This is a genomic window from Sphingomonas sp. Leaf22 (assembly GCF_001421715.1).
GTDB lineage: Bacteria > Pseudomonadota > Alphaproteobacteria > Sphingomonadales > Sphingomonadaceae > Sphingomonas.
In genome coordinates this window covers 268087-282051 of the sequence record NZ_LMKP01000041.1, presented here as the reverse complement: position 1 = coordinate 282051, position 13965 = coordinate 268087, and the positions used below count along the sequence as shown (strand labels likewise).

Annotated in this window: 9 protein-coding genes; 4 read left to right on the top strand and 5 right to left on the bottom strand. The window is 65.2% G+C overall.

Going from position 1 to position 13965, the window contains the following annotated elements:
• Positions 1 to 3601 precede the first annotated feature (3601 nt).
• Complete coding sequence (locus tag ASE70_RS19995) at positions 3602 to 4027, top strand: hypothetical protein (protein ID WP_156356292.1); 426 nt, start codon at positions 3602 to 3604, stop codon at positions 4025 to 4027.
• Here ASE70_RS19995 and ASE70_RS15040 read toward each other — a convergent pair.
• Together ASE70_RS15040 and mutS are read right to left on the bottom strand one after the other, a co-directional pair.
• Positions 3995 to 4219 carry a hypothetical protein gene (locus tag ASE70_RS15040; RefSeq protein WP_056506431.1) on the bottom strand — a complete coding sequence of 75 codons (225 nt, stop codon included), beginning with the start codon at positions 4217 to 4219 and terminating at the stop codon, positions 3995 to 3997. The genes ASE70_RS19995 and ASE70_RS15040 overlap by 33 nt on opposite strands.
• A gap of 631 nt (positions 4220 to 4850) precedes the next feature.
• Positions 4851 to 7421 carry a DNA mismatch repair protein MutS gene (mutS, locus tag ASE70_RS15030; RefSeq protein WP_056506425.1) on the bottom strand — a complete coding sequence of 857 codons (2571 nt, stop codon included), beginning with the start codon at positions 7419 to 7421 and terminating at the stop codon, positions 4851 to 4853.
• Positions 7422 to 7588: 167 nt separating this feature from the next.
• Here mutS and ASE70_RS15025 point away from each other — a divergent pair, with 167 nt between their 5' ends.
• The 3 genes from ASE70_RS15025 to ASE70_RS15015 all read left to right on the top strand — a co-directional run bounded on the left by ASE70_RS15025 (position 7589) and on the right by ASE70_RS15015 (position 11463).
• Positions 7589 to 9844: an NADP-dependent malic enzyme gene (locus tag ASE70_RS15025; RefSeq protein ID WP_056506422.1), complete on the top strand. Its 2256-nt coding sequence runs from the start codon at positions 7589 to 7591 to the stop codon at positions 9842 to 9844.
• A 37-nt stretch (positions 9845 to 9881) separates the two neighbouring features.
• Positions 9882 to 10637, top strand: a complete 756-nt coding sequence (locus ASE70_RS15020) for a hypothetical protein (protein ID WP_056395030.1) — start codon at positions 9882 to 9884, stop codon at positions 10635 to 10637.
• Between the two features lie 115 nt (positions 10638 to 10752).
• Positions 10753 to 11463 (top strand): SDR family NAD(P)-dependent oxidoreductase, encoded by a 711-nt coding sequence (locus ASE70_RS15015; RefSeq protein WP_056395032.1) that lies wholly within the window; start codon positions 10753 to 10755, stop codon positions 11461 to 11463.
• A gap of 141 nt (positions 11464 to 11604) precedes the next feature.
• On the opposite strand, the gene ASE70_RS15010 is transcribed toward ASE70_RS15015, so the two are convergent.
• The 3 genes from ASE70_RS15010 to aceA all read right to left on the bottom strand — a co-directional run bounded on the left by ASE70_RS15010 (position 11605) and on the right by aceA (position 13961).
• The gene (locus ASE70_RS15010; protein ID WP_056506420.1) at positions 11605 to 12387 is read right to left on the bottom strand and encodes an SDR family oxidoreductase; all 783 of its coding nucleotides are present in this window, start codon (positions 12385 to 12387) and stop codon (positions 11605 to 11607) included.
• A 126-nt stretch (positions 12388 to 12513) separates the two neighbouring features.
• Complete coding sequence (locus tag ASE70_RS20460) at positions 12514 to 12663, bottom strand: hypothetical protein (protein ID WP_200909444.1); 150 nt, start codon at positions 12661 to 12663, stop codon at positions 12514 to 12516.
• A 23-nt stretch (positions 12664 to 12686) separates the two neighbouring features.
• Positions 12687 to 13961, bottom strand: a complete 1275-nt coding sequence (gene aceA / locus ASE70_RS15005; protein ID WP_235519981.1) for an isocitrate lyase — start codon at positions 13959 to 13961, stop codon at positions 12687 to 12689.
• Positions 13962 to 13965 lie beyond the last annotated feature (4 nt).

Sequence of the window (13965 nt, the reverse complement as noted above, 5' to 3'; positions counted from 1 at the left end):
TCGCCACCTTCGGCTACGATCAGGTCGGCAACCGGCTGACCGAGACCTTCACCCGCGACAATGTGGTGTACCGCCGGTCGGAAGCGATCTTCGACATGCAGAACCGGATGCGCAGCTGGGCGGATACCAGCGATGCGCTGCCCGCTGCATCGATGGGCTGGACCTACGACCGGAACGGGAACATCCTGCAGACGATCGCGACGCGCGCGACGCTTGGTCCATCGGGCAATACGACGGCGACCATTACCGAAGACCGCCGGTTCCGGTACGATTCGATGAACAGGGTTACGCTCGATGGCGGGCGATTGGGCGCGAACGGGGTCGAGCGGGGGGCCGGGACGGAGATAACCTATCGCGTCGACGGCAGCCGGGTGACCGCGCTCACGAGCTTCACCGCCTACGCCTTCGTCCGAAACCCATATTACGATGACGGCGGGGTTAGCCCGCGGTTCGTTGCTTCGGAGGGAAGCTACGACGACGATGTAAGCCCGCAGTACAAAGCCTATGCGCCAGGAAATGGCGATCCAATTATCCGCGTGTCCTATGCTGCCGAACGACGCGAAACCTATACATGGCGTAATGACGGGCAGCTTGCGACGGTTTCATCGGAACAGACCGGCTATTACGACAACGACGATGGTACGGCGTCGTCCGACAACATCTTCACGATGGTCGGTTCGGCCAACTACGAATATGACGTGCTTGGCCGGTCAACCCGTCAGACCGATCGAGGTGCAGGCGCCGCGGCGGTTTATGACCGCGTCCTGACCTATGACGGCAATGGCCGTGGCCAGATCGTCGCTGAAACGACGGTGACCAAGCAGGGATCGGACACGGTCACTACCAGGACGAGCACCGACTATGGCACCGGGACCGACTATGCGCTGGGCGCGATAAAGAAGGTAACGGCAACCACGACCGTCAACGGCGGCAGCAGCACGACGACCACGACCACCAACAGCTACGAATGGCGCGATGCGGCGCAGCTGACCGGTACCGTCACCACCAAGACCAACGCCAACACCGCCTACACCAGCTATACCTATAGCGGTGTCGGCCAGCTCGATATGGTGTCGATCGGCGGCGATCGTGCGCGCACGGTGACCTTCGTCAACGATCTCGCNCGCCTACACCAGCTATACCTATAGCGGTGTCGGCCAGCTCGATATGGTGTCGATCGGCGGCGATCGTGCGCGCACGGTGACCTTCGTCAACGATCTCGCCGGACAGGTCATCAAGCGCGACGAGGCGGACAGTAACGCCACCACCGGCGACCCGCACGAAATCTGGTACCGCCATGGCGGCCGCGAGATGGGCTATGTCGGCAATAACGGCAGCGCATCCGACAGTTATTTCGACTCCATCGGCCGCCGCGCAACCAAGCCGAGCGAAACCTCGACCTTCTCCCCTCTTGGTGGCCAGTCGCACGGACGCGACTTTGCCGAGACGATCGACCGCATCAACAGCTATGAGACCGGCAGCGCCGGGCGCGGCTATACCGTGCAGGCCGGTGATACGCTCAGCGGCATCGCCGACCAGATCTGGGGCGATGCATCGCTCTGGTACAAGCTCGCGACGGCCAACGGGCTGGGTGCCGACAGCACGCTGGTGGCCGGTCAGGTCCTGACGATCCCGGCAGGCGTGGTCCGCTCGACATACAATGCGGATACGTACCGGCCCTATGATCCAACGGACGTCCTCGGCGATCTGAACCCGAACCCCAAGGCGAAGAGCAACAAGTGCGGCGGGTTCGGGCGCATTCTGCTTGCCGCGGTTGCGATCGCCGTCGCCGCGGTGGCCACCGCCGGTATCGGCGCGCTTGCGACGGGGGCGTCGTTCGCCGGATCGCTGGGCGCGCTTGGTACCGGGAGCCTGGCGACGTTCGCGGCGTCGAGTGGTACGACGCTGGGCGTAACCGGTACGATCGCTGCCGGCGTCGCGGGAGCGATGGCAGGCTCGGCAGCGAGCCAGGGGCTCGCCATCGGCATAGGATTGCAGGACAAGTTCAGCTGGGGCGGTGTTGCCCTGGCGGGTCTGAGTGCAGCGGTCGGCGGTAGCCTTGGGGCGCTTCCGCTGGGCAGCGGTGTCGGCGGAGCAGCCGCGCGCGGCATTCTTGGCAACGCGGTGATGCAGGGCGTTGCGATCGCAACGAAACAGCAGAGCCGGTTCGACTGGGCCGGGCTCGCAGCGGCGGGCGTAACCGCCGGTGTCGGTCAGGGCATCGCCGGCAGCAGTACGGCGGCCTGGCGTCAGAACCTTGCCGGCTATGCGTCCAGCGCCGCGGGAGCGGCAACCCGCAGCATCCTGACGGGTACCAGCTTCGGCGACAATATCATGGCGGTGCTGCCTGATGTGATCGGCGCGACCATCGGGCGATTGGTAACGAGAGGGATTGCCAGCATCGGCAGGTCCGGCGGCAGCGAATCAATGGAGGCGTCTGCTTCGGGCCGATATTCGGACCTTCAAGACGGTTCCGATGCCATGCGCGCTGCAGGTGCGGGCAGCGACGACGGTCCATCGGGTTCGCCGACGGGTGGTGTCGAAGCTGGGGCTGGCCGATACATTCCACGCATCGCCCAAGATGCCGTACCGATTTACGGACCTCGCGAACCGGGTGTCGTCTATGGTGTCGATAACGGTGACGAGATCGTCGTAACCGGCGACTTGAGCAAACGTACCGTTCCGCCCGGTTTTGATTACAGTCAGATTAGCTGGCTACGACAGCCCGAAAGTTACCAACCCACGTTCTCGTTGAACAGCGGGCTGGGTTCTTACGTCAGTTCGTTCTCACCAGCCCTGTGGTTGTATAATCCCGGATACCAGTACGCCGGACGGGATTTCAGTTCGCGGCAGGCCGCAATCTCTAGCGGAATGCAAATCGTAACCAACCCACCCAGCAAAGCCTCCATGGACGCCAAGCGACGCGATGTCGCATTCTGGAATGCTTTAGGTGTTGCAGATCAGGTTCCTGTAAACGCTGGAATAATCGCATATGATCTCGGTGCGGATGCTGACGTGATAAACTCCAGCACAAGCGCCGATATCCTACTGGGTGGATTGCTTCAGGGTGCCTCAATGAGGCCAATTGGAAGGATAGCCCCTGGAGAAATCCGTCGTCCGGTGTCGGGCCTCGTGTTCGGACGACTGCCGGAAGCCGCAGAGAGCGCAGCCACAGGACCGATTAATACCTGGCTTGCCGCAGAGAGCGCTGTCGGTGAAGCGGCGACTGCCGGAAGGACATACAGTGGTGGCGCGTATGGTCGGCTTTCTGCTCAGAAGGGTGTTATCGAGCGGCACCACGCTCCAGCAGACAGCGTCAGCCCCTATACAACGTATAGCGGTCCGGCCATTCAGATGGACTATGCTGACCACCTTCTGACATCGAGCCATGGCAGCCAGGGTCTGCCAGGTCGACTTTATCGAGCTGAAGTCCAGCAATTGATTGATGCTGGCAATGTGCGTGGGGCGATGGCAAAAGAAATTTGGGATATTCGCCGCGTCTCGGTTCAAAGCTCCGGCTCAACAACGAAGTATAATCCCGCAACGCGCGAGATGCTCGACTACGCATACGGCCAAGGCTATCTGAAAAAGGTTCCGTAACATGAATGTGATAGAGCCATACGTATCGGCAGGAAGCTTCAAGTTTGGAGCTTCTTACGATGAAGTTGTTGCGGCGCTGGGGGCACCCCGCTCCACGGAAAAAAACCGTTTGAGCGAAACGGTCGTCCGATATGACGGATGTGGAGCTACGATCTCATCGCGCGGAGTGGTTGAGGCATACTTTCTGCCTGAAACGGATGTATCGCTGTCCGGCGTTGACGTGTTCGGCGAGGCTGCTGCCTTCAGGAGCCTGTGCGCTTTGGATGGCGACCCCAAGGAGACTCTTGGCTTCATCGTTTTGCTCAAGCTTGGCATTACCATGACGGGCTTCCACGATGGTGATGCAGCTCAGCAGGCGATAACCGCCTTTGAAAAGGGGCGTTGGGATCAACTGCTAGGTGAAATGCAAGAATATCGGGCTGCGTGATGCCGAGTTGACGGCCGCGCCGATGCGGACGCGACTGATCGCGACATAGACGGAGCGGGCGTCGACAGTGTTGGCCCTGAACGATTCCAGGTTGGCGAGCATCCGATCGCACGTGGCCGCCTGGCTCGAATGAATGGTCCGCATCCACCCCGGCCGGAGATGCCGGTCGGCAAGGTTGCGCATGTCGAGCATCTCGCGCGTTCCGTTGTCGCGCTGGCAGCAGCACGACGACGACCACCAACAGCTACGAATGGCGCGATGCGGCGCAGCTGACCGGTACCGTCAACACCAACACCAAGACCAACGCCAACACCGCCTACACCAGCTATACCTATAGCGGTGTCGGCCAGCTCGATATGGTGTCGATCGGCGGCGATCGTGCGCGCACGGTGACCTTCGTCAACGATCTCGCCGGACAGGTCATCAAGCGCGACTGACCGCGTCGTCGTCGACAAGTCGGAANACACCAAGACCAACGCCAACACCGCCTACACCAGCTATACCTATAGCGGTGTCGGCCAGCTCGATATGGTGTCGATCGGCGGCGATCGTGCGCGCACGGTGACCTTCGTCAACGATCTCGCTGGACAGGTCATCAAGCGCGACGAGGCGGACACCAACGGCACCACCGGCGACCCCCACGAAATCTGGTACCGCCATGGCGGCCGCGAGATGGGCTATGTCGGCAATAACGGCAGCGCATCCGACAGCTATTTCGACTCCATCGGCCGACACGCAACCAAGCCGAGCGCGGCGCAGATGTTCTTGGCGGCGTCGGTTTACCGGTCCTGATATAGTAATAGACCGCTATTCTACTCCAATATCAAACCAACCCCTTCAACCGATACAACGCCTCCATCGCCTCCCGTGGCGACATCGCATCCACGTCCATCCCGCCCAGCGCCTCGCGCAACGCATCGACCGGCACTTCCTCCACCGCCGCGGCCGCGGCGAACAGGGGCAGGTCGTCCAGTCCGGCGGCGATCCCGCCGGTCCTGGCCTTGCCGGCTTCCAGCTTCGCCAGCACCGCCTTGGCGCGGTGCAGCGTTGCGGGGGGCAGGCCCGCCAGACGCGCGACAGCGATGCCGTAGCTGCGGTCGGCCGGGCCATCGGCCAGTTCATGGAGCAGGACCAGATCTCCCTTCCATTCGCGCGCGCGGACATGGTGAAGCGACAGCGTGTCGCAGCGTTCGGCCAGCCGGGTAAGCTCATGATAATGCGTCGCGAACAGGCAGCGGCAGCGATTGTCCTCATGGATCGCCTCGACCACCGCCCATGCGATGGCGAGGCCGTCATAGGTCGACGTGCCGCGCCCGACTTCGTCGAGGATGACGAACGACCGCGGCGTCGCCTGCGCGAGGATCGCCGCCGTCTCGACCATCTCGACCATGAAGGTCGATCGCCCGCGCGCCAGATTGTCCGACGCGCCGACGCGGCTGAACAACCGGTCGACCAGCCCCAGCGTCGCCGACGTCGCCGGCACGAAACTGCCCGCCTGCGCCAGCACGACGATCAGCGCATTCTGCCGCAGGAAGGTCGACTTGCCCCCCATGTTCGGCCCCGTGACCAGCCATAGCCGCGAGCGTTCCGACAGCCGGCAGTCATTGGCGACGAACCGCCCGCCACTCTTCGCGACCGCGCTTTCGACCACCGGATGCCGGCCGCCGTCGATCTTCAGACAGGCATGATCGACCAGCACCGGCCGTGCCCAGCCGCCCTCCGCCGCGCGTTCGGCCAGCGCGGTCGTCACGTCGATCCGTGCGAGGGCATCGGCGGTCGCGGCGATGGCTTCCCGGTTCGCCAGCGCGGTTTCGGTGAACGCCTCCAGATGCGCGGCTTCGGCGGCGAGCGCGTGCGCACCGGCCTGCGTCACCTTCAACGCCGCCTCGTGCAGGTCGGGTGCGTTGAAGCGCACCACCCCGGCCAGCGTCTGGCGATGGGTGAAGCCGCTGTCGGCCGCCATCAGCTTGTCGGCGGCACGCGTCGGCACCTCGACATGATAGCCGAGCACGCCGTTATGCCGGATCTTGAGCGCCGCGATGCCGGTGCGCTCGCGATACTGCGCCTCCAACGCGGCGATCGCCCGCCGCCCGCCGGCACCGGTATCACGCAGCGCATCGAGCGCGGCGTCGAACCCGCTGGCGATATAGCCGCCCGCACCGGCATCGATCGGCGGCATCGGCACCAGCCCGCGCGTCAACAGGTCGATCAGTTCGCCATGCCCTCGCAGCCGCGGGGCCAGTTCAGCGATCAGCGGCGGTACGTCCGCCAGCTTGTCGAGCCGTTGGCCGAGGACCCACGCCGCGCTCAACCCGTCGCGCAACTGGCCGAGATCGCGGGGCGACCCACGCCCCGCCGCGATCCGCCCCAGCGCCCGCCCGATATCGGGCAGCGCGCGCAGGGTCGTGCGCAGTTCGTCGCGAAGGCCCGGATCGTCATGCGCCCAGCCGACCGCTGCATGGCGGCCCTCGATCATCGCCCGGTCCATCAGCGGCGCGGCGATATCCCCCGCCAGCATCCGCGCGCCCGCGCCGGTCACCGTCCGGTCGACCTCGGCGAGCAGACTCCCCGCCCGCGCCCCGGCGGCGGTGCGGGTCAGTTCGAGGCTCTCGCGCGTCGCCGCATCGATCGCCATGCACTGGCCGTCGGCGGCGCAGACCGGCGGGCGCAGGAACGGCATCTGCCCGCGCGCATTATGGTCGAGATAGGCGATCAGCCCGCCCGCCGCCGCCAGCGCCGCGCGCGAAAACTGCCCGAACCCGTCGAGCGTGGCGACACCGTGCAGCGCCTTCAGTCGCGCCTCGCCGGCCGCGCTGTCGAAATCGGCCCTGATGCGTAGCAACGTCGCCGCCTCGGCAAAGGCGCTGGTCTCGGCCGCGACCACCTCGACCGGCTGCAACCGGGCGAGCGTGGCGGTCAGGCCGGCGGCATCGGTCTCGATCACCTCGAGCCGTCCGGTCGACACGTCGGCGGCGGCGATGGCGACGCCGCCCGCCGCCTCGCCGATGCCGACGCACCAGTTGGCGGCACGCGCATCGAGCAGCGCTTCCTCGGTCAGCGTGCCCGCCGTTACCACCCGGACGATCGCGCGCGCCACCAACGCCTTGGAACCCCTTGCCCGTTTCGCTTCTTCGGGGCTTTCGACCTGTTCGGCGATGGCGACGCGGTGCCCCGCCTTGATCAGCCGCGCAAGATAGCCCTCGGCGGCATGGATCGGCACGCCGCACATCGGGATCTTCGCGCCCTCATGCTCGCCGCGCGCGGTCAGCGCGATGTCGAGACAGGCGGCGGCGATCTTCGCATCGTCGTGAAACAGTTCGAAGAAATCGCCCATCCGGTAAAAGAGCAGGCAATCGTCGGCCTCCGCCTTCAACGCCAGATATTGCTGCATCATCGGGGTGGGGGCGGGGGAATCGTCCGCCCGAGCCTTGGTTGCCATCGCGCGGCGATACCGCCCGGCCAGTACCCGGCGCAAGCGGGTCAAAGCGGTCCCGCCCCGACCTTCACCCTTGCCCGACCCTGCTTCCCCTGCGTAAAGCCGATCCAAACGGGAGATCGCCAGTGTCCGAAACCACCGACCAGTTTTCCGAGCGCGAGGCGCTGCTGTTCCATTCGGAAGGGCGTCCGGGCAAGATCGAGATCATCGCGTCGAAACCGATGGCGACGCAGCGCGACCTGGCGCTCGCCTATTCGCCCGGCGTCGCGGTGCCGGTGAAGGCGATCTACGACGATCCCGCCTGCGCGTACGACTATACCGCCAAGGGCAATCTGGTCGCGGTCATCTCCAACGGTACCGCCATCTTGGGGCTGGGCAATCTCGGCGCGCTGGCGTCGAAGCCGGTGATGGAGGGCAAGGCGGTCCTGTTCAAACGTTTCGCCGACGTCGATTCGATCGATATCGAATTGAAGACCGAGGATGTCGACCGCTTCATCGACGCGGTCGAACTGATGGAGCCGAGCTTCGGCGGCATCAACCTCGAAGACATCAAGTCGCCCGAATGCTTCATCATCGAACAGACGCTGCGCGAGCGAATGAACATCCCGGTGTTCCATGACGACCAGCACGGCACCGCGATCATCTGCGCCGCGGGGCTCATCAACGCCTGCCTGCTGACCAATCGCAAGCTGTCGGAGGTGAAGGTCGTGGTGAATGGCGCGGGCGCCGCCGCCATCGCCTGTACCGAGCTGATGAAGGCAATGGGCGTCGCGCACGCCAACGTCATCATGTGCGACCGGACCGGCGTGATCTATCAGGGCCGCGACGACATCAACCAGTGGCAGTCGGCGCACGCCGCCGCCACCGATCGCCGGACCCTCACCGAAGCGCTGCACGGTGCCGACGTGTTCCTCGGCCTCTCGGCGGCGGGGGCACTCAAGCCTGAGATGGTCAAGGACATGGCCCCCTCGCCGATCATCTTCGCGATGGCCAATCCGGAGCCGGAGATCCGCCCCGAACTGGCCAAGGCCGCGCGCCCCGACGCGATCGTCGCCACCGGCCGTTCGGACTATCCGAACCAGGTCAACAACGTCATCGGCTTCCCCTTCATCTTCCGCGGTGCGCTCGACGTACGCGCGACCGGCATCAACGACGAGATGAAGATCGCCGCCGCCAACGCCATCGCCGAACTGGCGCGGCAGCGTGTGCCCGAGGAAGTGGCGCTGGCATACGGCACGCAGCACAGCTTCGGCCCCGAATATATCATCCCCGCGCCGTTCGATCCGCGCCTGATGGAACTGGTGCCGTCGGCGGTGGCCAAGGCGGCGATGGATTCGGGCGTGGCGACGCGGCCGATCCTCGACATGGATGCCTATCGCCAGCAGCTGCGCGCACGGCTCAATCCGACCACTTCGGTCCTGACCATGGCCTATGAAGGCGCGCGCGCCCATCCGAAGCGCGTGCTGTTCGCCGAGGGCGAGGAGGAAGTGGTGCTGCGCGCCGCGATCGCGTTCAAGGAAGGCGGCTACGGCATCCCGGTGCTGGTCGGCCGCGAGGATGTGCACGACCGTCTGCGCGCGCTGGGCGTCGCGAACCCCGCGGATTATGAAGTCCATAACAGCCGCACCAGCGAGATGGTGCCGCAGATGGTCGACTTCCTCTACGAACGGCTCCAGCGTCGCGGCTTCCTGAAGCGCGATGCCGAACGAATGATCAACCAGGATCGCAACACCTTCGGCGCGGTGCTGCTGCAACTGGGCGTCGCCGATGCGATGATCACCGGCATCACCCGCACCTATGCGCAGACGTTCCGCGACGTCCGCCGCGTGATCGATCCGGTCGATGGCAAGGTGCCGTTCGGCATCCACCTGCTGGTAGGGCAGAGCCACACCGTGTTCATGGCCGACACCACGATCAACGAACGGCCGAGTGCCGAGGAACTGGCCGACATCGCCGAACGCACCGCCGCCGTCGCCCGCCGCATGGGCCACGAACCGCGCGTCGCGTTCCTCAGCTATTCGACCTTCGGCAATCCCTCGGGCCAGTGGATCGACAATGTCCGCGACGGCGTGGCGGCGCTCGACAAGCGGCAGGTCGGCTTCGAATATGAAGGCGAAATGGCCCCCGACGTGGCGCTCAACCCCAAGCAGATGGCGAATTTCCCCTTCGCCCGCCTGTCGGGTCCGGCCAATGTGCTGGTGATGCCGGGGCTGCAATCGGCCAATATCTCGGCCAAGCTGCTGCGCGAACTGGGCGGCGACGACGTGATCGGCCCGATGCTGATCGGCATGGAAAAGCCGGTCCAGATCGCCCCGATGACCAGCACCGCGAACGAACTGGTGACGCTGGCGGTCCTCGCCGCCGGTGGCATGGTGGGGTGATCGAAGGCCGGGGAGACGGGCTGCGCAGGCGTTCGACATGAGCGTCATCGCGAGCCGTTTCCCCTGGCCGGCGGACTTTCCCGACGTCGTCGTCCACACCACCGTTGCGCAACGCGACGGTCACCCGGGATATGCCGCTGCCAAATCCGGTGACGCCGAGGCGGCACTTACGCTCGCCGGCGATTTGTTGGCACCTGAGGCCGTCGCAATCCTGCAAACCGTCACCGCCGGCTGCAAGCCGTTGCTCCTGCCCGTCATCGCGGATGAAACGCTTGGGTTCAACGCGATCCCCGATGCGATGGCACAGATACTGGCCCGTCGCCTCGACCTGTCGGTCGTAGCCGGCGAAATTGTTCAGACCAACAAGGTCGGTCATACCCGTGCCCCGGCTTTTCAGCGGCTGGTGACCCCGGCGACGTTCGATGGCGATGTGCAGCGCGGCGCAGCCTATGTGCTGGTCGACGATCATGTCGGTCTTGGCGGGACGCTGGCCAATCTGCGTGGCCATGTCGAAGCGAGCGGCGGTCAAATCGTTGCCATCACGACACTGACCGAAAGCCGCGATGCGCGGCACATTTCATTGCGACCGCAAACCCGCAATCTGCTATGGCAGCGCCATGGCGAAGAACTGGACCAACTCTGGCGCGCCCAATTCGGGCACGGAATCGACTGTCTCACCGAAGTCGAAGCACTCCAGCTATGCCGTCAGCCAACCGTTGCCGGCATCGAGGATTTCCTGGCTAAGGCTTCAGTCGAAGCACGTGGCCGCGGTCTCGCACCAACGATTCAGTGACGCCGACATCGAATAGCCATCGCGACCGGGCGACGATTGCTGCGCAATTGCGTGACGCCCGGAACCATCGCCTGACCTTCCTGTTGCCCGATCGATCGTAAAACAGCGGGGCAGCGTGGCACAGGCTCTTGTCATCGGCGCAAATGGCGGCATCGGCGCGGCGTTGGTTGCCACGCTCGCTGTTTCCGACCGCTACGACCGCGTCATCGCCGCCGCCCGTAGCGAGCCGTCGTCGCTGCCCGGCAACGTCGAATATTGCCCGATCGATATCGCCGACCCTGCGTCGATCGAAGCCGCCGCAACTGAAATCGACGCGCCGCTGACCCGCGTCATCGTCGCCACCGGCATCCTGCACGACGAAGACGGCGGCCCCGAACGGTCGCTGCGCGATCTCGACGCCGATCGCCTCGCGCATCTGTTCGCGATCAACACCATCGGCCCGGCGCTGGCGCTCAGACATTTCGCGCCGCTGCTCGCAAAGGACCAGCCGTCGACCATCGCCTGCATTTCCGCCCGCGTCGGCAGCATCTCCGACAACCGACTCGGCGGCTGGTACGGCTATCGTGCGTCAAAGGCGGCACTCAACCAGATCGTCCGTACCGCCGCGATCGAGCTGGCACGCAGCCGGCCGCAGGCGGTGTGCGTCGCGCTGCATCCCGGCACGGTTGATACCGGCCTGAGCAAACCGTTCCAGCGCGGCGTCCCGGCGGAAAAGCTGTTCACCCCCGCCTATAGCGCCGAACGCCTGCTCACCGTTCTCGACACGCTGACCCCGGCGCAGAGCGGTCGCATCTTTGCGTGGGACGGGGCGGAAATCACCCCCTGACTTTCCTACACCAATGCTGCCTGTCAGGGTCGGTCCGTTCTTTCGCATCGTCCGCCGCGCCCGCGATCGCCGTCCGGTATGGGCGTTGCGACAGGCCGAATGCACGTTGCCCGCGAGTGTGACTTTCGTGACCTTTGGCGGTTATCCGTCGATCGCCCCGCCCATCGACGCGTTCACCAGCCCGCCATCGACGGTGATCGTTTCCCCCACGACATAATCCCCGCCGCGCGACGCGAGGTAGATCGCCGCCGCCGCCATATCCTCGTCCACCCCGATCCGCCCGGCCGGGATGCGCTTCGCCACCCCGTCGCCATGGTCGCGCGCCGCCTTGTTCATCTCGCTGGCAAACGCCCCCGGCGCGATCGAGGTGACGTGGATCGCATCCGCCACCAGCCGCGCCGCCATCCGCCGCGTCAGGTGGATCAGCGCCGCCTTCGACGCCTGATAGCTATAGGTTTCCCACGGATTGACCCGCTGCCCGTCGATCGAGGTGATGTTGATGACCTTGGCCGGCCTCGCGCGCGATGCCGCCGCCTTCAGCATCGGGTGCAGCGCCTGTGTCAGGAAAAAGGGCGACTTGACGTTCAGGTCCATGACCTTGTCCCACCCGGCTTCGGGGAACGTCTCGAACGCCTCGCCCCATGCCGCGCCGGCATTGTTGACCAGGATGTCGAGCCGGTCGGTCTGCGCCGCCAGCCGGTCGGCCAGCGCCCGGCAACCGTCAATGGTCGATACGTCCTGCGGCAGCGCGGTCGCGCCGATCGCCTCGGCCGTTTCGATACAGCCCTTTGCCTTGCGCGCCGAGATGAACACGCGTGCCCCTTGCGCCACGAACCCCGCCGCGATCATCCGCCCGATCCCCCGCGACCCGCCGGTCACGAGCGCAACACGTCCGTCGAGGCGGAACAGGCTAGTGGTGTCCATAAACGCTCCTGCGGCAAACCGGATCTTCGAATCGTCCGGTTCGTCAGGATGGCAGGCGATACCCGATCACGCAATCGGGCGCGCCGCTCGCAAGCGACGCGCCCGTCCGCGCTTAGGGAGCGTGGATCAGATCCGGCCGAGCCGGTGGTACAGATGGGCGAACTTGCTCGATTGCGGCTGGTCGGCGATCGTCTGGATATGCGTCGCCAGCGCTTCCTTCAAAAGCCGGAAATCCTCGGTCGAGAAAACGGCGCGGCTGCGGGTCGGTTCGGGCATCGTGTCTCTCCTCTAAGTGTAAATCAGGCGGCCTTGTCGAACTGGGCCGTTTCGGTGGATTCGCCCAGCGCAGTGGTCGAGCTGCTGCCGCCGGCCAAGGTCGTCGAGACCAGATCGAAATAGCCGGTACCCACCTCGCGCTGGTGGCGGGTCGCGGTATAGCCATTGGCTTCGGCGGCGAATTCGGCCTGCTGCAGCTCGCTATAGGCCGCCATCCCCCGGTCGCGATAACCGCGCGCCAGCTCGAACATGCCGTAATTCAGCTGGTGGAACCCGGCCAGCGTCACGAACTGGAACTTATACCCCATCGCCCCGATCTCGCGCTGGAAGCGGGCGATATCGTCCTTGTCGAGGTTCTTCTCCCAGTTGAACGACGGCGAACAATTATACGCGAGCAGCTTGTTGGGATATTCCGCCTTGATCGCCTCGGCAAAGCGCCGCGCATCGTCGAGGTTCGGCTTGCTCGTCTCCCACCACAACAGGTCGGCATGTTCGGCAAAGGCGAGGCCGCGCGCGATGCAATGATCGACCCCGGTGCCGTCCTTCAGGCGGAAGAACCCCTCCGGCGTCCGTTCCCCGGTCAGGAACGGATGATCGCGCTCGTCGATGTCCGAAGTAATCAGTTTGGCGCTCTCGGCATCGGTCCGCGCACAGATGATCGTCGGCACCCCCGCCACATCCGCCGCCAGCCGCGCCGCGTCGAGGTTGCGGATATGCGCAGCGCAAGGGATCAGCACTTTCCCGCCCAGATGCCCGCACTTCTTCTCCGACGCCAGCTGGTCCTCATAATGCACCCCCGCCACGCCGGCGGCGATATAGGCCTTCATGATCTCGAAGCAGTTGAGCGGCCCGCCAAAGCCGGCCTCGGCATCGGCGACGATCGGCGCATACCAGTCGCGGGTCGCGCCGCCCTCCATATGCTCGATCTGGTCGGCGCGGGCCAACGTCGCGTTGATCCGCTTGGCCAGTTCCGGCCCGGCGTTCGACGGATAGAGCGACTGGTCGGGATACATCTGCCCGGCGGTGTTGGCATCGGCCGCGACCTGCCAGCCCGACAGGTAGATCGCCTTCAACCCGGCGCGCACCATCTGCATCGCCTGATTGCCCGACAGCGCACCCAGCGCATGGACATAATCCTCGCTGTGCAGCAATTCCCACAACCGGTTCGCGCCACGCCGCGCCAGCGTATGTTCGACCGCGACCGACCCGCGCAATTTCGCCACGTCGGCGGCGGTGTAGGGCCGGGCGATCCCGTCGAAGCGGCCGGGCGGGGCGGGGACCAGATCGGCGATGTCCATTGTC